This is a genomic window from Streptomyces longisporoflavus (assembly GCF_014649775.1).
GTDB lineage: Bacteria > Actinomycetota > Actinomycetes > Streptomycetales > Streptomycetaceae > Streptomyces > Streptomyces longisporoflavus.
Window position 1 is genome coordinate 56,133 of the sequence record NZ_BMTR01000011.1, and the last position, 21,749, is coordinate 77,881.

The 21,749-nt window shown below is 69.6% G+C and carries 14 protein-coding genes; 9 read left to right on the forward strand and 5 right to left on the reverse strand.

All coding sequences use genetic code 11. The features are described 5' to 3' along the window. Window positions 1-3: 3 nt before the first annotated feature. The gene (locus IE226_RS22710) at window positions 4-939 is read right to left on the reverse strand and encodes a hypothetical protein (RefSeq protein ID WP_190083168.1); all 936 of its coding nucleotides are present in this window, start codon (window positions 937-939) and stop codon (window positions 4-6) included. A 313-nt stretch (window positions 940-1,252) separates the two neighbouring features. Here IE226_RS22710 and IE226_RS22715 point away from each other — a divergent pair, with 313 nt between their 5' ends. Both IE226_RS22715 and IE226_RS22720 read left to right on the forward strand, forming a co-directional pair. Continuing rightward, window positions 1,253-2,050, forward strand: a complete 798-nt coding sequence (locus IE226_RS22715; protein WP_190083169.1) for a S1 family peptidase — start codon at window positions 1,253-1,255, stop codon at window positions 2,048-2,050. Window positions 2,051-2,247: 197 nt separating this feature from the next. Continuing rightward, complete coding sequence (locus IE226_RS22720) at window positions 2,248-5,340, forward strand: endo-alpha-N-acetylgalactosaminidase family protein (RefSeq protein ID WP_190083170.1); 3,093 nt, start codon at window positions 2,248-2,250, stop codon at window positions 5,338-5,340. An 80-nt stretch (window positions 5,341-5,420) separates the two neighbouring features. On the opposite strand, the gene IE226_RS22725 is transcribed toward IE226_RS22720, so the two are convergent. After that, window positions 5,421-7,211 carry a glycoside hydrolase family 35 protein gene (locus IE226_RS22725; protein ID WP_190083171.1) on the reverse strand — a complete coding sequence of 597 codons (1,791 nt, stop codon included), beginning with the start codon at window positions 7,209-7,211 and terminating at the stop codon, window positions 5,421-5,423. A 137-nt stretch (window positions 7,212-7,348) separates the two neighbouring features. Between IE226_RS22725 and IE226_RS22730 the strand changes: the two genes are divergently transcribed. From IE226_RS22730 to IE226_RS22750, 5 genes are all read left to right on the forward strand, one after another. Next, complete coding sequence (locus tag IE226_RS22730; RefSeq protein WP_190083172.1) at window positions 7,349-8,257, forward strand: helix-turn-helix domain-containing protein; 909 nt, start codon at window positions 7,349-7,351, stop codon at window positions 8,255-8,257. 11 nt (window positions 8,258-8,268) lie between these two features. Beyond that, window positions 8,269-8,622 (forward strand): chorismate mutase, encoded by a 354-nt coding sequence (locus tag IE226_RS22735; protein WP_190083173.1) that lies wholly within the window; start codon window positions 8,269-8,271, stop codon window positions 8,620-8,622. Between the two features lie 103 nt (window positions 8,623-8,725). Next, a complete protein-coding gene (gene pepN / locus IE226_RS22740) occupies window positions 8,726-11,242 on the forward strand; it encodes an aminopeptidase N (protein ID WP_190083174.1) in 2,517 nt (838 codons plus the stop codon). Between the two features lie 487 nt (window positions 11,243-11,729). Then, window positions 11,730-13,121: a pyridoxal phosphate-dependent decarboxylase family protein gene (locus IE226_RS22745; RefSeq protein ID WP_190083175.1), complete on the forward strand. Its 1,392-nt coding sequence runs from the start codon at window positions 11,730-11,732 to the stop codon at window positions 13,119-13,121. After that, complete coding sequence (locus IE226_RS22750) at window positions 13,118-14,563, forward strand: lysine N(6)-hydroxylase/L-ornithine N(5)-oxygenase family protein (protein ID WP_190083176.1); 1,446 nt, start codon at window positions 13,118-13,120, stop codon at window positions 14,561-14,563. Before IE226_RS22745 ends, IE226_RS22750 begins: the two co-directional genes overlap by 4 nt. Window positions 14,564-14,584: 21 nt before the next feature. Here IE226_RS22750 and IE226_RS22755 read toward each other — a convergent pair whose 3' ends face one another. Continuing rightward, a complete protein-coding gene (locus tag IE226_RS22755; protein WP_190083177.1) occupies window positions 14,585-16,390 on the reverse strand; it encodes a bifunctional metallophosphatase/5'-nucleotidase in 1,806 nt (601 codons plus the stop codon). Window positions 16,391-16,527: 137 nt separating this feature from the next. Here IE226_RS22755 and IE226_RS22760 point away from each other — a divergent pair, with 137 nt between their 5' ends. Further along, entirely contained in the window at window positions 16,528-17,241 is a 714-nt protein-coding gene (locus tag IE226_RS22760) for an SIMPL domain-containing protein (RefSeq protein ID WP_190083178.1), read from the forward strand. A 181-nt stretch (window positions 17,242-17,422) separates the two neighbouring features. Beyond that, window positions 17,423-18,859 (forward strand): pyruvate kinase, encoded by a 1,437-nt coding sequence (gene pyk, locus IE226_RS22765; protein ID WP_190083179.1) that lies wholly within the window; start codon window positions 17,423-17,425, stop codon window positions 18,857-18,859. 65 nt (window positions 18,860-18,924) lie between these two features. Here pyk and IE226_RS22770 read toward each other — a convergent pair whose 3' ends face one another. Both IE226_RS22770 and IE226_RS22775 read right to left on the reverse strand, forming a co-directional pair. After that, window positions 18,925-20,832 carry an alkyl/aryl-sulfatase gene (locus tag IE226_RS22770; protein WP_190083180.1) on the reverse strand — a complete coding sequence of 636 codons (1,908 nt, stop codon included), beginning with the start codon at window positions 20,830-20,832 and terminating at the stop codon, window positions 18,925-18,927. Between the two features lie 119 nt (window positions 20,833-20,951). Next, window positions 20,952-21,716, reverse strand: a complete 765-nt coding sequence (locus IE226_RS22775) for a transcriptional regulator (protein WP_190083393.1) — start codon at window positions 21,714-21,716, stop codon at window positions 20,952-20,954. Window positions 21,717-21,749 lie beyond the last annotated feature (33 nt).

Below are 21,749 nucleotides of genomic sequence, written 5' to 3' on the forward strand. Positions count from 1 at the left end.
CTTCTACGTGTCGCACTCAAGCACCGACCGGCACAGCGTGCACCGCGCCCGCATCCGCCCCCGCACGGGCAGCCTGATCCGCTGCCGGCACGTGGGGCAGGGGAACGAGACCCGCAGCGGCACAGAACCGCCCGACGGGCCGCGCGGGACCCCGCCCGACTCGCGGGAGAACGAGTACGCCCCGTCGCGGGACCCCGGCCCCGCTCCACCGGAGCCATGCTCCAGCGCGTAACGCCGGTCCTTCGCGTACCGCCGTCGTCCCGCCCACCCCGCCGCCGTCAGCGGTGGCTGCTGTTCGTCGCGCCTGGCCTGCGCGAGGCCCTTCGTATAGGCGGAGTACGCCTGCGGGCTGGTGAACCAGGTCTCCGGCGCCTCACCGAAGGCGAAGGCCCGCTTGGCGAGTACGTACCCGAACTCCTCCGGCGTCAGATAGCCGAGCTTCTGTGACGAGGCGCTGTCCTCCCGGTAGGCGTCCAGGAGGAGCCATCCGGCCCCGAGGTAGGCGGTGGCGGTGTCCGTGAGGATCTCGTTGTCGCGGGTGCCGGAGAACGCCAGATCGAGACGGTGCAGGTAGACGTGCATGATCTCGTGGGCGAGCGCCGCGCCGATGTCCCTGCGATGTGTACGGAAGCGGTCGTTGAGCTCGATGAAGTACTCGGGCCCCGCGGTGAGTTCGACGTTCGCCGCGTGCTCCATCTCGCGGAAGCTGACGATCACGCGGGCGTCCGGCAGCCGGAGGTGGCGCACCATCTCGCGCGCCACCCGCTGCACGCCCAGATGCAGGTCGTCCTGGTCGGAGAAGGCGACGTCGGCGGGCGCGATGCTGGTCTCGAAGGTGTGGACGGTGTCGTACGACAGGCGTTTGTAGAGCGCGGTGATCGCGGAGCGCACCGTCTCCAGGTGGGGGTAGCCGTGCACCACCGGGCCGCCGTCCGACATGTGCGCCCCCCCCAGAAGACCGTTCGGCTCGCCTCGGCCGTCATGGCGGGATTGCCGCCATGGCCGGGCGAGTTGCCGCGATTCGGCGCAACTCGGTTCCACTGTAGGGCCCTTCGCCCCGCCAGGAACCTGTCCGCTCACAGCCCCGTGGCCGAAAACCGCCCCTTGCTCTATGCGGACACTGATCTCCATAATCCGCAACAACGCATTGGCGGGCGCATGCCATTCTCGTGCTTTCGCGGGGAGGGGATGGGTCCGCGCAAGCGTGCAACCCCCCACGAACCCCCCACGACCCCCCACGAAGGGACACCCGTTGAACACCAAGCTGCGTGGAGTCAAGAGAGCCGCCACCCTCGGTGCCATCGCCCTCGCCTGTGTCAGTCTCCAGCCCGTGGCCGCCTCCGCGGCCCCGCACCCCGGCCCCGTTCCGGGTGAGCGCGTGGTCGGCGGTACCCCCGCCGAGCAGGGCGAATTCCCGTTCATGGTCCGTCTGTCGATGGGCTGCGGCGGCGCGCTCTACGCCAAGGACGTCGTCCTGACCGCCGCCCACTGCGTGGACGGCTCCGGCGACAACACGAGCATCACCGCCACCGGTGGCGTCGTGGACCTGGAGAGCCCGGACGCGATCACCGTGAAGTCCACGAAGGTCCTCCAGGCGCCGGGTTACGACGGCAAGGGCAAGGACTGGGCGCTCATCAAGCTCGAGAAGCCGATCGACCAGCCCACGCTGAAGATCGCCAAGGACACCAAGTACAACGAGGGTGACTTCACCATCGCCGGCTGGGGCGCCGACAAGGAAGGCGGCGAGCAGCAGCGCCACCTGCTCAAGGCGACGGTGCCGTTCATCAGCGACGCGGACTGCGAAGCCGCGTACGGCAACGACCTCACGCCCGGCGAGGAGCTCTGCGCCGGCAACCTGGCGGAGGGCGGCACGGACACCTGCCAGGGCGACTCCGGCGGCCCCATGTTCCGCAAGGACGAGGCCGGCGAGTACATCCAGGTGGGCATCGTCAGCTGGGGCAACGGCTGCGCGCGCCCCAAGTTCCCCGGCGTCTACACCGAGGTGTCGACGTTCGCCGGTGACATAGAGAAGGCGGCATCGGAGCTCTGAGGCTCGCCGACGCGGGGCCGGACCGGGTACTCCTGGTCCGGCCCCGCTGCACGCTCGGAGAGTCTTTGTGGCTACCCGACCGGCCCGGCAGCCGGGACCCGCGTTAGTCCAAGTCCTGCCACCCCTTTGTCCATGGGCGTACAACTGCTCCCCGGCGCAGGGTGACCGCACCGAGATCCGTCCCACGGAGGGGTGCCATGCAGCCGTCAGACACGTCCGGTCCGAGCCGCAGAGCCGTAGTCGCCACGGGCGCGCTCGCCGGGGTCGGCGCAGCCGTCGGCCTCGGGGGAGCCGCAACCGCTTCGGCGAGGCCGGCCGCGGCGGGCGAAGCCGTACTCCGCTCCGCCGACCTGGAAGTGCGCGTCGCCACCGACTTCCCCCGCGTCATCTCGTACACGGACCGCACCGCCCGTGCGGTCCTGTACGCGCAGTCGGAAACCGTCACCACGCTCCTGGTGGACGACGTGACGCACACCCCGAAGGTCACCGTCACCGACCAGGGGGCCGACCGCATCGAGTACGTCCTGACCCTCGGCGGCGGCACCACCATCACCGTCGAGATCGCCCTGAAGGGCCGCCGTCTGCACTGGCGCGTCACGGAGATCGACGACACCGACGCCCTGCGCGTCGGCACCCTGCGTATCCCCGGCCTCGCCCTGCTCTCCGTGCGCAGCGACCAGCCCGGCGCCGCTCTCCTCGCCGCCAGGATCCAGCTGGACAAGGCCAAGAGCGGGGACACCGAGGTCAGGCCGCGCCCGGACACCCCGGCGCAGGCGGCCACCGGATGCGCCTACGCCGTCGTCGCGCACGACGCGCTCGGCGGCGCCGTCGAGACCAACACCGTCTACGACAAGCCCACCAGCGAGGCCGGAACCACCTGGGACAACGGCAGGCTCTGGCGGGAGACCGTCAGGAAGAACGGCTACGTGGAGGCCCGCCTCACCCCCGGCCAGTGGACGCACCGCGCGGCCACCGCCGCCGCCGACGACACCGAGCCCCTCCCGTACGCCACCGTCGTCGTCACCGGCGACCGCAACGGCGACGGCAAGGTCGACTGGCAGGACGCCGCCATCGCGTTCCGCGACATCATGGTGCAGCCCCTCGGCGCCGACGAGCAGCACCTGCGCGTCGTCCCGCACATCCCCTTCAACTTCGCCTCGCAGGCCACGAACCCGTTCCTCGCCACCCTCGACAACGTCAAGCGGATCCACCTGGCCACGGACGGCCTGCGGCAGTACACGCTGCTCAAGGGCTATCAGTCCGAGGGCCACGACTCCGCGCACCCCGACTACGCGGGCAACTACAACACGCGCGCGGGCGGACTCGACGACCTCAACACCCTGGTCAGGGAAGGCAAGAAGTGGAACAGCGACTTCAGTGTGCACGTGAATGCCACGGAGTCCTATCCCGTCGCGAACGCCTTCTCCGAAAAGCTCGTCGACAAGGCCGACGAGCAGTGGGACTGGCTGGATCAGAGCTACCGCATCGATCAGCGCCGCGACCTGGTTTCCGGCGATATCGTCAAGCGGTTCGCCGACTTGCGGGACGACGCCGACGGAGCCCTCAATGCCCTCTACATCGATGTTTTCCGCGAATCGGGATGGACGTCCGACCGGCTCCAGCGCGCCCTGCGGAAACAGGGCTGGATCGTCACCAGCGAGTGGGGGCACGGCTTCGAGCGCTCCTCCGTCTGGTCCCACTGGGCGACGGAACCGGATTACGGGCCTGACACGTCGCGAGGCATCAATTCGCGGCTGATCCGCTTCATCCGGAACCACCAGAAGGACGTCTTCGCCGACAAATGGCCGACCCTTCTGGGCATTGCCCGCATGGGAAACTTCGAAGGGTGGGTCGGAAAGACCGACTGGGCCTATTTCTACGACCTGATCTGGACCGACTCGCTGCCCGCCAAATATCTCCAGGCCCACCCCATCAAGTCCTGGGGCGAGCACGAGATCAGTTTCTTCGGCGAGGGCGCGACAAAGGTCTCGGACACCGGCGGCACCCGCAGGATCGTGACCGACGGCCGCGTCGTCTACGACGGGGGGAACTACCTGCTCCCCTGGGAGCCGCGCAAGGCCACCGATCCCGGCAAGCTCTACCACTACAGCCCCAAGGGCGGGAAGACGACCTGGGAGCTGCCGCGCGGCTGGTCCAAGCTCCGCAGGGCCGCGCTCTACCGGCTCACCGACCAAGGCCGGGTCTTCGCCGGCGACGTCCCGGTGCGCGGCGGCAAGGTGACCCTCGACGCCAAGGCCGGGCAGCCCTACGTCCTCTACCGCACCCGTACCGCCGCCGTGCCCGACCCCGACTGGGGACAAGGCACCCCGCTGCACGACCCGGGCTTCAACTCCGGTTCCCTGCACGGCTGGCAGGTCTCCGGCCCCGCCTCCGTCGTCCTCAGCAAACTCGGCGACCACGAACTGGTCGTCGCGCCGGGCGGCAAGGCGGCCGTCGGCCAGCGCCTGCGCCGCCTGAAGGCAGGCTCGTACGTCGCCTCCGTACAGGTCGAGGTCGGGGAGAAGGCCGGCGAGGAGCGGAAGGCCGCCCTGGAGGTGCGCACCGCCGACGGCGTCACCGCCGCCAACTGGACGCGGACCTCCACCGCAGGCAACTACGTGGCGGCCGACCGCAAGCACGGCACACGTTTCCAGCGGATGTTCGTGCCCTTCACCGTGCCCGACGGCGGCGGCCCCGCGGAACTGACGCTCCGGGCCGACGCGGGCCACGCGCGCGTGCGCTTCGACAACGTGCGCATCGTCTCCCGCGCGCGTGCCGCCGCCCCGGCCGGGGGCAGCATCGTCTCCGAGGACTTCGAGCGGGTGCCGCAGGGGTGGGGGCCCTTCGTGAAGGGCGACGCGGGGGACGTCACCGATCCGCGTACGCACATCGCGCAGCGGCACGCGCCGTTCACGCAGCGCGGCTGGAACGGCAAGGCCATCGACGACGTCATCGACGGCGGGCAGTCCCTCAAGTCCCGCGGCGAGAACAAGGGGCTCGTCTACCGCACCGTCCCGCACACCGCCCGCTTCGAGCCCGGCAAGCGCTACCGCGTCTCCTTCCGGTACGAGAACGAGAAGGCGGGGCAGTACGCGTGGATCACCGCCGTCGACGAGCCCGCGGCCCGCGAGACCGACCGCAAGGAGCTGCCCGTCGCGACCGAACCCACCACCCTGGCCTACGAGTTCACCGCCCCCGCCGAGGGCGAGGCATGGGTCGGGCTGCGCAAGACCGGTGACGACGGCACCGCGGAGTTCGTCCTCGACGCCTTCGAGGTGCGCGAGATCTGAGGGGCCGGCCAAGGAGCCCTGTCCCGTCAAGGAGCCCCGCCCCGCCGGAGAGGCCGCTCACAGCCTCTCCGGCGGACCGCCTACGGGGTTTCCGCGGCGAGGGGGAGCGGCGCGAGTGAGACGGCCGCCTCCTCGTCCGGCCCTTCCCGCCCCTCCAGTTCGAGGACCCACACCTCGTTCGCCCCCTCCCGCAGCACAGGACCGGGCACGAACAGGGAGGTCTGCGGGCCCGCCGACCAGTAGCGGCCCGCATTGAAGCCGTTCACCCACACGAACCCCCGCGTCCAGGCGGGCAGTTCGATGACGGCGTCACCGGCCCCGTCCACCTCCACCGTGCCGCGGTACAGACCGGGACGGCCCCCCGCCGCCTCCCCGGACGCCGGAACACCCCGCACGGCGTCCGCCGAGGAGAACGCGTCCAGCCGCAGCCCCGCGGCCTCCACCCCGTGCAGGTACTGCCGCTCATGCAGGACCCCGCCCGTGATGCCCTTCGCCTCACCGGTCCGCGGCCCGTAGTTGACCCGCCCCAAAGACTCCACCCACAGCTCCACGCGCGCGTGCCCCGCGACAGGCACGCCGAGCGCCGGTTCCTCCTCGGTGAGGACCCCCGCCCGCTCCCCGTCCACGTACACCACGGCCCGGTCCCGCAGCCCCCGCACGCTCAGCGGGTACGGCTGCCGCGGGCCCGGCACCGTCACGGCGTACCGCACAAGGCCGCGGTCGACGTCGAGCTCTTCGAAGGTGGGCGGTACGGCGTATTCCGCGACGGGTCCGCCCAGCGCGTCCATGACCGCGGACAGGGGCACCCACTCCGTGAGGCCCACCGGAACGTGCGCGGCCAGCGAAGGCAACGGCGCGGGCAGCCCGGGCAGCGGCCCCTCCGCGTACGCGGCGAGCACCTCACGGAAGCGCCAGAACTTCTCCGTGGGGCGCCCGAACTCGTCGACGGGCGCGTCATAGTCGTACGAGGTGACGTCCGGCTCCAGGGCCCCGTCGTGCAGCGCGCCACCGCCCCGGTTCGCCCCCGCCCACCCGGCGAAGTTCGTGCCGCCGTGCGCCATGTAGAGATTGACCGAGGCCCCGCACTCCAGGATCTCCCGCAACGCGCCCGCGGCGTCCGCCGCGTCCCGTACGACGTGCTCCGCGCCCCAGTGGTCGAACCAGCCGCACCAGAACTCCATGCACATCAGCGGCCCCCTCGGGCGGTGCCCGCGCAGCGTCTCGAAGGCCGCCCCGGCCTGCGAGCCGAAGTTGGCCGTCGCCAGGACGCCGGGAACGGAGCCGCCGGTCAGCATGTGGTCCTCGGGGCCGTCGGACGTGAACAGCGGCACGCTCACGCCCTCGGTGCGCAGCAGGTCGACGAGGTGGCGGAGATAGACCTGGTCCGAGCCGTAGCTGCCGTACTCGTTCTCCACCTGCACCATGATCACCGGGCCGCCCCGGTCGTGCTGGCGCGGCACGACCTCCCTCATCAGGCGCCCGAACCAGCGGTCCACGTGCCCCAGGTACTCCGCGTCGCGGGTACGCGCGCGTGCCCCCACCGCGCCCGTCAGCCAGTGCGGAAGGCCGCCGTTCTCCCACTCGGCGCAGATGTACGGCCCCGGCCGCACGATCGCCCACAGCCCGGCGCCGGCGGCGGCGTCCAGGAAACGGCCCAGCGCCCCGACGTCGCCGAACTCCCCGGGACGCGGCTCGTGCAGGTTCCACGGGACGTACGTCTCCACACAGTTGAGCCCCATCGCCCGCAGCATCGCCAGGCGGTGGCCCCACTGGGCCTCGTGCACCCGGAAGTAGTGCAGCGCGCCCGAGAGCAGCCGCACCGGCCGCCCGTCGAGCTCGAAGTCGTCCTCGCCCACCCTGAAGCCGTTCATCGTGTCCCTGTGTCCCTCTCGCTCACATACCGTCCGCCACGATCACCTCTGGCGGGCGGCGGGGTCCATGGACAAAGATCGAGGCGGGTTGGACGCAGCGAGCGGGCCGCGGCCCGAACGGAAAGGGGCACAAGCGGATGTACCACACCTGGATGCGGTATTTCACGCCGAGCCCGGCCCACCACCGCCTCGGCCTCGCCTGCCTCGGAGTCGGCCTCCAGCACGGCCTCCTGCCCACCGTCGGCCCGCGCACCCTCGACCACCACGTGGCCGTCGTCGTCAGCGCGGGCGGCGGCTGGTTCCTGACCCCCGACGGCCGACGCGCCAAGGTGACGGCGCCCGCGCTGATCTGGCTCACCCCCGGCGTACGCCACCACTACGGCGCCGACCCGGAGACCGGCTGGGACGAGTGCTTCGTCGACTTCACGGGCCCCGCCACGACGACCTACACCGAACTCGGCTACATCGAGCCCGAGAGGCCCGTGGTGCCCCTCTCCGACGCGACCGGCGCGCGGGCCGCCGTCGGCCGCATCGCGCGCGCCGCCCGGCGCGGCAACCCGCTCCTGGAGGTCGAGACCGGCGCCGCCGTCCACGAACTCCTCGTCGCGCTGCGCCGGGCCCGCGCCGACATCGCCCCCGACGGCGACCCCGTGCTCCAGGCACTCGCCCGCGACGCCTTCCGGCCACTTTCCGTCGCCGAGCACGCGGGACGCCACGGCATGACCCCCGCCGAACTGCGCACCGCGGTACGCAGGGGAGCGGGCTGCAGCCCCAAGGACTACCTCCTCGGCATCCGCCTGGGGCGCGCCAAGGAACTCCTCGCGGCCACGGAGCTGCCGGTCGCGGCCGTCGCGCGCCGTGTCGGCTACGACGACCCCGCGTACTTCTCGCGGCTGTTCACGCGCCGCGTCGGCACAGCGCCCGTGCGCTTCCGCGAGCAGCAGGGACGCGCCGTGCCGGGCGGCTGGTCGCAGCAGATCCCCGACCCCGACGACCCGCCGATTTTGCGCTCTTCCGCCGTCGGCGGCGAAGGACCGGCAACGTAGGCTCGTGCACCATGACCACCAGCCACACAAGTGACGCGAACGGTGCCGGCGCCACCGATGCCGCAAACGCCACGGACGCAGCCGTGCGCGCCGAGCTGTCCCGCCTGCGCGACAGCATCGACAACATCGACGCCGCCGTCGTCCACATGCTCGCCGAACGCTTCAAATGCACCCAGCAGGTCGGCCACCTCAAGGCCAACCACCACCTCCCGCCCGCCGACCCGGCCCGCGAGTCCCGCCAGATCGCCCGCCTGCGCGAGCTCGCGGAGAGCGCGAAGCTGGACCCGGCGTTCGCCGAGAAGCTCCTCAACTTCATCATCGCGGAGGTCATCCGCCACCACGAGACGATCGCCAAGTCGTCGTGAAGCGCCCCCGCGGCGACAGGGCCGGCGCCGGGATCGCCCGGGGCTGAGCACCGATGTCCGGGCTCCCCGCTCCGTTGTCGGTGACATCAGGCAGCATGGACGCATGCCCGTACTGACGCGCGACGAAGCGCAGACCCGAGCCCGGCTCATCGACGTCCACCGGTACACGGTGGATCTTGACCTGACCGGGGGAGCCGAGACCTTCGACTCCCGCACCGTCATCCGGTTCTCGGCGCTCGGGGAGCCCGCGGCCACGGTCGGCACCTTCGTCGAGGTCAAGCCCGCCGAGCTGCGCTCCGTCACCCTCGACGGGCAGCCGCTCGACCCGGCGGCCCTCGACGAGAACCGGCTACCGCTCACCGGACTCACCGCGGGCGAGCACGAACTGCGCATCGACGCCGCCATGCTCTACTCGCACACCGGCGAGGGCATGCACCGCTTCACCGACCCCACGGACGGCGAGGAGTACACGTACACCCAGCTGTTCATGGAAGACGTACAGCGCGTCTTCGCCGCCTTCGACCAGCCCGACCTGAAGTCGGTCTTCGAGCTGACCGTCACCGCCCCCGAGGGCTGGACGGTCCTCGCGAACGGCGTCACCGAGCACATGGGCGACGGGACGTGGCGGGCCGCGCCCACCCCGCTGATCTCCACCTACCTCGTCGCCGTCGCCGCCGGCCCCTGGCACTCGATCCGCACCGAACACCGCGGACTGCCCTTCGGCATCCACTGCCGCCGCTCCCTCGCGCCCTACCTGGACGCCGACGCCGACGAGATCCTCGACGTCACGCGCGCGTGCTACGACCGCTACCACGAAAAATTCGAAGAGCCCTACCCCTTCGACTCCTACGACCAGGCATTCGTCCCCGAGTTCAACGCCGGCGCGATGGAGAACCCCGGACTCGTCACCTTCCGCGACGAGTTCATCTACCGCTCCGCCGTCACCGACACCGAGCGGCAGACCCGCGCCATGGTCATCGCGCACGAGATGGCCCACATGTGGTTCGGCGACCTCGTCACCCTCCGCTGGTGGGACGACATCTGGCTGAACGAATCCTTCGCCGAGTACATGGGCTTCCAGACCACCGCCGAAGCCACTTGCTTCACCGACACCTGGACCGACTTCGGCGTCGCCCGCAAGGCCTGGGGGTACGACGCCGACCAGCGCCCCTCCACCCACCCCGTCGCACCCCACCCGGACGCCGTACCCGACACCGCGTCCGCGATGCTCAACTTCGACGGCATCTCCTACGCCAAGGGCGCCTCCGCCCTGCGCCAGCTCGTCGCCTGGCTCGGCGAGAAGGACTTCCTCGCCGGCATCAACACCCACATCGCCCGGCACAAATTCTCCAACGCCACCCTCGCCGACTTTATCGAATCCCTCGCGCACAACACCGACCGCGACGTGCACGGCTGGGCCGACGCCTGGCTGCGCACCACCGGCGTCGACACCCTCACCTCGACGGTCACGCACGACGCCAGGGAATGGACCCTCGCCGTCGACCACGACGGCAGCCGCCCGCACCGCGTCGCCGTCGGGGTCTACGACCGAGACCTCGCCGACACCCGCGGCCTCGTCCTGCGCGAGCGGTACGAAACCGACGTCCCGCACTCCGGCGCGTCCGCCGCGCCGCGCGACGGCGGGCGCCCCGCCCTGATCGTCCCGAACGACCAGGACCTCACCTACGCCAAGATCCGCCTCGACGAGGTCTCCATGGACACGGCCCTGCGCAGCCTCTCCGGGGTCCCCGACGCGCTCACCCGCGCCGTCCTGTGGAACAGCCTGCGCGACATGGTCCGCGACGGCGAACTCCAGGGCACCGTCTACCTCGACACGGCCCGCGCGCACCTGCCCGACGAGACCGACCTCGCCCTCGTCCAAGGCGTCCTCGCCTTCGCCACCACCTACGTCGCCGGCCGCTACCTGCCCCCGGACCAGCGCCCCGCCGCCCTCGCCACCCTCACCGAACTCTGCCGCGACCTGATCCGGCGCACCGAGGACGGCTCCCACCCCGGCCTGCGGCTCACCGCCGTACGCGGCTTCATCGACGTGGCCACACGCCCCGACCCGCTCCAGGAGTGGCTCACCGAAGGCACCGTCCCCGGCGGGCCCGAGCTCGACCCCGAGCTGCGCTGGCGCGTCCTGACCCGCCTCGCCGTCCTCGGCGCGGCCGACGAGTCCGCGATCGCCGCCGAACTGGAGCGCGACCCCAGCGCCACCGGACAGGAAGGCGCCGCCCGCTGCCGGGCCGCACTGCCCGACCCCGACGCCAAGCGCGCCGCATGGGAGGCGATGTTCGCGTCGGACGACCTCTCCAACTACCTCCTCACCGCCACCGCCCAGGGCTTCTGGCAGCCCGAACAGGCCGACCTCGTACGGCAGTACATCCCCCGCTACTACGAGGAAGCCGTCGCCCTCGCCGCCCGGCGCGGCCCCGCCATCGCCGACGTCGCGGGCCGCTGGGCCTTCCCCGTATCCGCCGTGGACGCCGAGACGCTCCGCCTCGGCGAGCAGTGCCTGCGCGACACCGAACCCATCCCCGCCCTGCGCCGCAAACTGGCCGACCAACTGGACGACCTGGCACGGGCGTTGCGGGTCCGGGAAGCAAAGGGCTCCTAGGGGGCCCGGCGGGACCAGGTCCGCGGACCGACGCGGACCTGGTCCCAGCAGACGATCCTCCGGCGGGCGCGGCCTCCTGAGGCCGGAGATCCAGCCGTACACCGCCTCACCGGACCCGCGGCAGTGTCGACCGAGGAACAGACCACACCATCGGGCAAGCACTCGGCCGCGCCCCGCGCTTCGTCGAAGTACGCCCGAGGAGGTGACCGAGGGCATGTTCCCGCACGTCCCCGCGGCGAGCGGGCCCCGCAAGGGGCGCGGGGAACCGCGCGACCAGCCACCGCAAACCCGCGGTCAAAGGCTGCCCCCGGGTCACTCACCCCCACCGCTCACCCCGCGGAGCACCTAGCACTACCGCCCGCCCCAACACGCCCTCTCCGCAGGGCAGTACCACTTTCGGGTTCGCTTCGCCGAGGTCTCGGGGCACACCGCCCGCCCGGCAGACACGCTGGTGTCCCAGTCCGCGCGCACCCGAAGGACATCACCCATGAGCACTCCGCCGCCCCTCGCCGGAGGCGCCCGAGGATCCGACGCGCTGCGGCCATTGCTCACCGCCGCCCTGGACGCCCTGCACACCGGAGCGACCGCCCGCGGCGGACCCATCCCGGCGGGCGGGTCCGCCGCCGTCGCGGCCAGAGTGCGACAGGCCGCGGGCGACCTCCTGCCCGACCGGGGCGAAGGCGACGAAGCAGCCCTGCGCACCCTGGTCCACGCACTGGCCGAAGGCGCCGCCGACCCCGCGGACCCACTGTGCGCCGCCCACCTGCACTGCCCGCCACTCGCCCTCGCCGTAGCCGCCGACCTCGCCGCATCCGCCCTCAACCCCTCCATGGACTCCTGGGACCAGGCCCCCGCGGCCTCGGAGATCGAAACCCTCGTCACCCGCACCCTCGCCGCACAGGCCTACGGCACCGGCACAGGCGACGCCCTCGTCACCACCGGCGGCACCGAGGCCAACCAACTCGCCCTGCTCCTCGCCCGCGAACACACCGCCGCGCACGGCCCCGTCCAGCTCATCACCGGCGAGAACGCCCACCACTCGCTCGCCCGCGCCGCCTGGCTCCTCGGCATGCCGGAACCCGTCACCGTCCCCGCACCCGCCGGCGTCCTGGACCCCGCCGCCCTCGACGAAGCACTGTCCCAGCTCACCGGACCACCCGACACGTTCCTCGTCGCCGCCACCGCGGGCACCACCGACGCCGGACTCATCGACCCCCTCGACCAGATCGCCGACCTCTGCGCATGCCACGGCGCCCGACTGCACGTCGACGCCGCGTACGGCGGCCCCCTCCTCTTCAGCGACACACGCAAAGAACTCCTGCGCGGCATCGACCGCGCCGACAGCATCACCTTCGACCTGCACAAACTCGGCTGGCAACCCGTCGCCGCCGGCCTCCTCCTGGTCCGCGACCCGCACGACCTCGCCGCACTCGGCCACCACGCCGACTACCTCAACGCCGGCGACGACACCGAAGCGGGCCTGCCCGACCTCCTCGGCCGCTCCGTACGCACCACACGCCGCCCCGACGTACTCAAGATCGCCGTCACCCTCAAAGCCCTGGGACGGCAAGGAATCGGCACCCTCGTCGACCAAGTCTGCGCACAGGCACAGGAGTTCGCCGCACTCATCGCATCGCACCCCGGGTTCGAGCTGCACGACCGGCCCGTCATCAGCACCGTCCTGTTCCGGCCCGTCGGCGCCGACGACGACCACATCGCCCACGTCCGCAGAGAACTGCTCGGCCGTGGCAGCGCCGTCCTCGGACGGGCCGCGATCGACGGACGCCGCTGGCTCAAGACCACCCTGCTCAACCCCCACACCCGGCCCGGCGACCTCGCCGAACTCCTGAAGCTCGTGGAAGGAACCACCCCCCGATGACCGGCCAGAACGACAAGCCCGCCCCGCCGCTCACCACCCCCGAGAACCCCCGGGACCTGGTCGGCATCGGCATCGGCCCCTTCAACCTCTCCCTCGCCGCCCTCGCCCAGCCCCTCACCGGACTCGACACCGCCTTCTACGAACAGCGCCCCGGCTTCCACTGGCACCCGGGACTCCTCATCGACGGCGCAAGCCTCCAAGTCCCCTTCCTCGCCGACCTGGTGACCCTCGCCGACCCCGCGAGCCCCTGGACCTTCCTCAGCTACCTCAAATCCCGCGAGCGGCTCTTCCCCTTCTACTTCGCCGAGCGATTCCACATCCAGCGCGCCGAGTACGACGCGTACTGCCGCTGGGTCAGCGAGAACCTCCCCGCACTGCACTTCGGGCACCAGGTCGACGCGGTGCGCTGGAACCCCGAACGCAGCCTCTTCGAAGTCGACTTCACCCAACTCGACACCGACGGAGAAGCCGAAGCACTCGGCCGGACCTATACGAAGAACATCGTCGTCGGCGTCGGCACCGCACCCCACGTCCCCGAACCCCTGAGGCCCCTCGCCGACGCCCCCACCGTCCCGGTCATCCACGCCGCGGACTACCTCTCGCACCGCGACCACATCCTCGCCGCCGACCACATCACCGTCATCGGCTCCGGCCAGTCCGGCGCCGAAGTCTTCCTCGACCTGCTCAAACGCCGCCCCACCGGCACCGAGAAAATCCACTGGCTGGCCCGCACCGAAGCCTTCGCACCCATGGAGTACTCCAAGCTCGGCCTGGAACACTTCACCCCGGACTACACCCGCTACTTCCACTCCCTGCCCGAATCCGTGCGCGACGGCCTCGTCCCCCAGCAGTGGCAGCTCCACAAAGGCATCGACACCGACACCATCGCCGCCATCCACGACGAGCTCTACCAACGCACCCTCCACGGCGGCTGGCCCGACGCCGTCCTCACCCCCGGAGTCTGCGTCCGCACCGCGGGCCGCGTCGGCAACACCCGCGTCGAACTCCACCTCGAACACCTCCAGCAAGGCACCCGCTCCCGCCTCACCACCGACGCGGTCGTCCTCGCCACCGGATACCGCGAACGCCCCCTCGACCAACTCCTCGCGGGCCTCGACCCCTACATGCGCCGGGACTCATCGGAACGCCCCCGCATCGACGAGCAGTACCGCCTCATCCTCGACCCCTCCGTCACCGGCAGCGGCAGCAACGTCTACGTACAGAACGCCGAACGCCACACCCACGGCGTCGGCGCCCCCGACCTCGGCCTCGCCGCCTGGCGCAGCGCCAGCATCCTCAACACCCTGACGGGACAGACCCCCTACCCGCTGCCGCAACGCACCGCGTTCACCAGCTTCGGCCTCCAGGAACCGCAGAGCCGCCCCGCCACCACCGGCCTGATCGGCGAGCAGCGCAACAACCTCGTACGCCTCAAGAACTGACCGGCCCCGCCCCCCGAAGGGCTAGAAGACGGGCGTACCGTCCCGGGTCAGCTTCCAGTCCACCGACGCGAACTGGCCCGGGTCGACCGTCCCCTTCGCCTGCACCCACTGAATGATCGTGTTGCGGATCTCGTCCGAGTTCGCCCACAGCTGCTTGGCCGCGGCCACGTGCGGGAAGTTGCCGCCGCCGCTCGCCCGGTAATTGTTGACCGCGAGCACGAACTCGGCCTTCGGATCGATGTCCTTGCCGTCGAAACTCAGCTTCACGATCCGGGACCCCGCCGGCTTGGCGATGTCGATCTCGTACGTCACGCCGTGCAGCGCGTCGTAGTTGTAGTCCGGGATGTTGTCCGCGTTCGTCAGCTTCGCCGGATCCACCGGAGCGCCGGCCGCCGTCCGCACGTAATAGCGGGCCGAGAACTCCAGATACTCCTTGAGCTGCGCACCCGTGACGAGCCGCGCCTCCAGCGTGTTCTCGAACGGATACAGCCCCGCCGCGTCCTTGATCGTCACCTCGCCCGCCGGAATCCCCGCCGTACGCGAGAAACACGACGCCTGCGAGAGGACCGGCAGCGCCGCGTACTGACCGCCCTTCAAGGCCTCCTTGACCGTCTCCGCCTGGACATGGCTGATCAGATCGATGATCGCGACATCCTTGTACGGGCCCTCGGCCGTGCTCATCGCCTGCGTGGAGGTGCCGATGACCTGGTTGACGTACGCGACGACCTTCTCGTGCTCGTCGGCCAGCAGCCGGGTGATCTTGCGGTCCTCCTTCGCCGTGTTGGAGTTACGGACCTGCGCCCCGACCTTCTCCACCGTCCAGCGGCCCTTCGACCACACCAGATCGAAGTCGAAGAGCGTAAGGCGCTGGCCCCACTTCAGCGGCTCCGACAGGACGACCTTCTTGCCGGTCTCCTTGTTCTCCACGAAATACTCGGGGATCTCCGTGTGCGCGTGCCCCACCAGAATCGCGTCGATCCCCGGCACCTGCTCGGCCACCAGACCCGCCGCGTTCTCGACGTACGGAAGCTGATCACCGTACGAAGAAGTGCCGCTGGACCCGGAGTGCGCCGACACGATCACGACGTCCGCCCCCATCGACCGCAGCTTCGGCACCCACTTCGCCGCCTGCTCCTCCAGGCCCGGGAACGTCATCTTGCCCTGGACGTTCGCCTTGTCCCAGATCGCGATGCCCGGATTGGTCAGGCCGAGCACCGCCACCTTCACGTCACGGCCGTGCGGAGTACGCAGGCGCTTCATGAAGTACGGCGGGAAAGCGGGCCGCTGCGTCTTCGCGTCCAGAGCATTGGCACCGAGCAACGGAAACTCGCACTGCTCCTCGAATTTCCGCAGCACCGGAATGCCATAGTTGAATTCATGGTTGCCGAGCGCCGCCGCGTCATAACCGATGCTGTTCATCGCCTGCGCCATCGGATGGACCGGACCGCGCTTCGCGGTGATCGGGTCGATCTTCGCGTAGTAGTACGAAAGCTGGGTGCCCTGAATCGTGTCGCCCGCGTCGATGAGGAGCGTGTTGCGCCGGCCCCTCTCCTCGCGGATCTCGTTCACGAGAGTGGAGATCTTCGCCAGGCCCACGTCATTGTGGTCCTTGTCGTCGAACTCCTTGTCCGTGAAGTAGTCCCAGTTGAAGACATTGCCGTGCAGATCCGTCGTGCCCATCACGGTGAACGAATACCGCTTCTTCCGCTTGGCGGGCTTCCCGCGCCCCTGCGCCGACGCGGACGGCGCGGCGGCCACACCGCCCGCGAGCGCCACGCCCGTGGCAGCGGCGGACTTGCCCAGGAACTTCCGGCGGTTCAGCGGCATCTCGTACTCCCCTTGGACCCATGGTCAATCGATGTAACGCGCGTAGATTCTGACCCCGCCCACCCCACCCGCAACAGACCCCGCAGGTTGCGATCCGATGACTGTCCGGTGCCGCCCACCGATGCGACAGTGGCCGCATGAACGAGACGACCCCCGCCGCCGCCCCCTACGGCACCCCCGACGCCCCACGCCTGGCCGTCAAAGGCGAAGCACACCTCGAAGTCGACCCCGAAATCGCCCGCATCGGCATCACCGTCAGCGCCCGCGGAACCGACCGGCGCGACGCCCTCAACGACCTCACACGCCGCAACGCCACCGTCATCGACCTCGTCAAAACCTACGGCGACTCCGTCGAAAAACTGGAGACCGGCGCCTTCTCCATCAGCCCCGAACTGACCAAACACGGCCGCGGCGAACGCATCCGCGCCTACCACGGACGCGTCCACATCACCGCCGAACTCACCGACTTCACCGCACTCGGCGAACTCACCACCCGCCTCGCCGACCTAGAACTCACCCGCGTCGACGGCCCCTACTGGGCCCTGCGCCCCGACTCACCCACCCACCGCGAAGCCCGCCAGGAAGCGGTCAAAGAAGCCGTCCAGCGCGGCCGCGAGTACGCGCAGGCGCTGGGCACCGGACTCGCCGCCCTCGTCGAACTCGCCGACATCGGCGCCGAAAACGCCCAACCCTTCGGCTACGGCGCCCCCGCACCCGCCGTGCGCACCGTCGCCTACGGCGGCGCGCACGGCATGACCGAGGAAGCCACCCCCCTCGACCTCGAACCCCAACGCCAGCACGTCTACGCACAAGTCAACGCACGCTTCACCATGACGCCACCGCAGCTCTAGCGCACCGACCGGCCACAACCGGCCACAAAGAGAAGAATTACACCGCGGGGCGCCCGGCACATCGCTCATCAGAGCAACGCCCCGCACAATTCAACACTTGTCAATAGCCCTTCATGCAAAGGTTGTTGAGTAGTCATGCCCAGCCAATTCCCTACCGGTCGGTAAGCCCTAGGCTCGAAACATGCGCCGAGCAAAAATCGTCTGCACACTGGGCCCCGCCACCGACTCGTACGACCAGATCAAGGCACTGGTCGAAGCCGGAATGGACGTGGCCCGCTTCAACCTCAGCCACGGCACCTACGCCGAGCACGAGGAGCGCTACCAGCGCGTACGCAAAGCCTCCGACGAGACGGGCCGCAGCGTCGGCATCCTCGCCGACCTTCAAGGCCCGAAGATCCGCCTGGGGCGCTTCAGCGAAGGACCCGTACTCCTCGAACGCGGCGACCAGTTCACCATCACCGTCGAAGAAGGCGTCCAAGGCGACCGCCAGACCTGCGGCACCACCTACGACGGCCTCGCCCAAGACGTCACCCCCGGCGAACGCATCCTCGTCGACGACGGCAAAGTAACCCTGGAAGTCACCGCCGTCGACGGACCCCGCGTCACCACCACCGTCGTCGAAGGCGGCATGGTCTCCGACCACAAGGGACTCAACCTCCCCGGCGTCGCCGTCTCCGTCCCCGCACTCTCCGACAAAGACGAAGCAGACCTGCGCTGGGCCCTGCGTTCAGGATTCGACGTCATCGCCCTCTCCTTCGTACGCAGCGGACGCGACATCGAAGACGTACACCGCATCATGGACGAAGAAGGCCGCCGCCTCCCCGTCATCGCCAAGGTCGAAAAACCACAGGCCGTCGACAACATCGACGACATCGTCGCCGCCTTCGACGCCATCATGGTCGCCCGCGGCGACCTCGGCGTCGAAATGCCACTCGAACAAGTACCGATCGTCCAAAAGCGCGCCATCAAACTCGCCAAACGAAACGCCAAACCCGTCATCGTCGCGACCCAAATGCTCGACTCGATGATCGACAACTCCCGACCCACCCGCGCCGAAGCCTCCGACGTCGCCAACGCCGTCATCGACGGCACCGACGCCGTCATGCTCTCCGGCGAAACCAGCGTCGGCAAATACCCCATCGAAACCGTCCGCACCATGAGCCGCATCGTCGAAGCCGCCGAGGAAGACATCCTCGCCAAAGGACTCCCGCCGCTCACCGAACGCAGCAAACCCCGCACCCAAGGCGGCGCCGTCGCCCGCGCCGCCGCCGAGATGGGCGACTTCCTGGGCGCCAAATTCCTCGTCGCCTTCACACAATCCGGCGACACCGTCCGCCGCCTCTCGCGCTACCGCTCCCCGATTCCGCTGCTCGCCTTCACCCCCGACCGGGCGACACGCTCCCAGCTCAACCTCACCTGGGGCGTGGAGACCTTCCTCGGCCCCCACGTCGACTCCACCGACGCCATGGTCCGCCAGGTCGACGAGCTGCTCCTGAAGTACGGCCGCTGCGAGAAGGGCGACGTAGTCGTCATCACCGCCGGCTCCCCACCCGGAGTCGCCGGCTCCACCAACCTCGTACGCATCCACCACATCGGCGAAGACGACAACCCCAAGTAGGCACTACACGCCCCGGGGTCGAAGGGCCGCTCCAGAAGGAGCGGCCCTCACCCATGCCCGCATCCTCACGGCGTCACGATGGCGAACCCCGGATCCGGCTTCTCCACCACACCCAGCAACTTCGCGAGAAGCGACGCGTCACCCTCCACCCCGATGCCCCCAAGCCCCTTACCGCCCAACATCGCCAGCAACTGAGACTTCGTCATCGTGAGCGTGACACCCGCATCCGGATCCTTCCCCGTGTCGCTGCGATACGTCAGCACGCCGTTCCGCAACGTCAGATGCCACACCTTCCCCAACGCAGGCAGACACCAGTCCATCCGCAGCGACAGATCCCACGCCTTCGGACCATTCACACGGACCGCCACCGAATCGATCAGCTGATCCACGGAAAGCGCCATCAGCATGTCCGCACTCGCCACAGTCGTGGGGGAGTCAGGCACGCCCTCACGCAACTCGCGGGCGCCCGTCAGATAGAAATTCCGCCACACCGCATTCTCCGAACCCTGCCCCAACCGGGTATATATAGCCGCCAGCTCGGACTTCGCCGCCTTGTGCCCGGGATCCGCGAACACCACGTGATTCAACAACGTCACCGCAAACCGCAGATCGCCACTACGCGCAAACGCCCTCGCCTTCGCGACCGTCGCCGTACGACCACCCATAGCCTTCACATACCGCTTGGCCTCCTCGACCGGCGGATGCTCCCACAGGTGGGCGGGATTACCGTCGAACCAGCCCATGTAGCGCTGGTAAATCCCCTTCACGTTGTGACTCAGCGACCCGTAATACCCCCGGTTCGCCCACACCCCGGCCAGCGCGGGCGGCAACTCCAACTCCTCGGCGATCTCCCGCCCCGTCATGCCCAGATTGATCATCCGGAGGGTCTGGTCATGCATGTACGCATACAGATCCCGCTGCTGCTCAAGCAACTCCACAATCGTCGCCCCACCCCACGTCGGCCAATGATGCGAAGCAAAAGCAACGTCCGCCCGCCCCTCGAACAACACCACCGACTCACCCAGATAACGCGCCCACTGCCGCGCATCCCGCACCTGCGCCCCACGCAACGTAATGATGTTGTGCATCGTGTGCGTCGCGTTCTCCGCCATACAGACAGCACGCAACCCGGGCAACAGGAAATTCATCTCCGCCGCAGCCTCCGTCCCCGGCGTCATCTGAAACTCGAACCGCACGCCGTCCACCGTCTCCACCTGACCGGTCTCCGTGACGGCCTTCGTCGGCGGGATCAACCCGATGGACCCCACCGAAACGGTCTGCCCCAGACCACAACCAATCTGCGCGGCAGCCGACTTGGGAAGCTGCGCGCCATACATAAACCCGGACCGCCGCTGCATCGCCGTACCGGCATAGACGTTCTCCGAGACGGCATGCTCCATGAACCCCTCGGGCGCGAGGATCGGCACGCCGTCCTCCGCCCCATCAGGCAGCACACCACGGCAACCGCCGAAATGGTCGACGTGCGGGTGGGTGTAGATCAGCCCGGTGACCTTCTTGTCACCGCGGTGCGCGCGGTACAGCTTCAGCGCGGCGGCAGCGGTCTCCGCCGAGATCAGCGGATCGATCACGATGACACCGGTGTCGCCCTCGACGATCGTCATGTTCGACAGATCGAGCCCACGCACCTGATACACCCGGTCCGTGACCTTGTAGAGCCCCTGCTTCGACACGAGCTGCGACTGCCGCCACAGACTCTTGTGCGCGGTCTTCGGGGCGTCGCCCTTGAGGAAGTCGTACGCATCGCTGTCCCAGACGACCTGCCCCTTGGCGTTCTTCACCACCCCCGGGGTAAGGGCAGCGATGAACCCCTTATCGGCATCGGCGAAGTCATCCCCGCCCTGGCTCGTACCCTCACGGTCGGTCGCGAAGGCGGTCTGCGGATTCATGGCCACGGCTGCTGCGGCAGCACCCGCGGCGGCAGCGACGAAGCTGCGCCGGTTCAAGGGAGTCATGCGGCCGAAGATCGCAGCGGGGTACGGGGCGGGGCAAGGGTTCGCCGGGGATTTGGGGCAGCTCCCAGAGGGGGCGGGGGAGGGGAGTGACGCGTCCTATTGCGCGGGTAGGGGGCGGGTCAGTATTTGGGGCCTACGTGGGCGTCCATGAGGGCTACTGAGGCTTTGCGGGCTACGGAGATGTTCCGGTGGTTGGCTGCCTTCCAGTCGACGCCGACCGTGGTCAGGGTGTCGGTGAAGAGCCGGATGATGTCGCCGGACCGGTTGGTGAAGAAGTACCGGGGATACTCGTAGCGCTTGCGCTCCCCGCCGATGGTGCGGGTCGTCCAGTTGGTGACGCGGCAGCCGTCGGAGTGGATGAGGCCGCGGATGAACTCCCAGGGGTGGGCGTCGACGATCTCCTGCTGCCAAGGTTCGAGGGCGATGCGGCGCTCGTGCTTCTTGCCGGGGCCGTGCTGGGGGAAGAGGCAGGGCCAGTGCTTGCTGGAGCAGGTGACTGCGACGCAGCCTTGCTTCTTGACGCGGCATACGCGGTTGTCCGGGCGCGCGCTGCGGAGGGCCGCTTCGCACGCCTCGATCAAGCCGGGCCAGCTGTCGGCGCACACGATGCGCATGAAGTAGACGCCTCGTCGGCTTGAGCTGATGCAGCCGTCACCGAGGTAGAGGCCCAGCAAGTAGGAGTATGCGGCCGGGTGTTCGGGGGATCCTGGAACGTCCATGCATCTGGGACAGGCCGCAGCGCGTTTCCAGTCGATCGGCTGTATGCGGGTCTGCCAGGAGCGGATCGCGGCGCGCGACACGCCGGTTTCCTTGCTGACGGAGTTGAGGCTGCGGCCTTGCTCGACCAGCGAGAGGGCTCGCTTGCGCGTGCCGATGTCGTACATGCGGCCGAGCTTGGTCGGATCGCTGGGGAGTGC

Excerpts from the sequence above, each read along its gene's own strand:
- IE226_RS22710 (WP_190083168.1), bottom strand. The coding sequence starts at position 939 with ATGTCGGACGGCGGCCCGGTGGTGCACGGCTACCCCCACCTGGAGACG.
- IE226_RS22720 (WP_190083170.1), top strand. The coding sequence starts at position 2,248 with ATGCAGCCGTCAGACACGTCCGGTCCGAGCCGCAGAGCCGTAGTCGCC.
- IE226_RS22725 (WP_190083171.1), bottom strand. The coding sequence starts at position 7,211 with ATGAACGGCTTCAGGGTGGGCGAGGACGACTTCGAGCTCGACGGGCGG.
- IE226_RS22730 (WP_190083172.1), top strand. The coding sequence starts at position 7,349 with ATGTACCACACCTGGATGCGGTATTTCACGCCGAGCCCGGCCCACCAC.
- IE226_RS22735 (WP_190083173.1), top strand. The coding sequence starts at position 8,269 with ATGACCACCAGCCACACAAGTGACGCGAACGGTGCCGGCGCCACCGAT.
- pepN (WP_190083174.1), top strand. The coding sequence starts at position 8,726 with ATGCCCGTACTGACGCGCGACGAAGCGCAGACCCGAGCCCGGCTCATC.
- IE226_RS22745 (WP_190083175.1), top strand. The coding sequence starts at position 11,730 with ATGAGCACTCCGCCGCCCCTCGCCGGAGGCGCCCGAGGATCCGACGCG.
- IE226_RS22750 (WP_190083176.1), top strand. The coding sequence starts at position 13,118 with ATGACCGGCCAGAACGACAAGCCCGCCCCGCCGCTCACCACCCCCGAG.
- IE226_RS22755 (WP_190083177.1), bottom strand. The coding sequence starts at position 16,390 with ATGCCGCTGAACCGCCGGAAGTTCCTGGGCAAGTCCGCCGCTGCCACG.
- IE226_RS22760 (WP_190083178.1), top strand. The coding sequence starts at position 16,528 with ATGAACGAGACGACCCCCGCCGCCGCCCCCTACGGCACCCCCGACGCC.
- pyk (WP_190083179.1), top strand. The coding sequence starts at position 17,423 with ATGCGCCGAGCAAAAATCGTCTGCACACTGGGCCCCGCCACCGACTCG.
- IE226_RS22770 (WP_190083180.1), bottom strand. The coding sequence starts at position 20,832 with ATGACTCCCTTGAACCGGCGCAGCTTCGTCGCTGCCGCCGCGGGTGCT.
- IE226_RS22775 (WP_190083393.1), bottom strand. The coding sequence starts at position 21,716 with ATGTACGACATCGGCACGCGCAAGCGAGCCCTCTCGCTGGTCGAGCAA.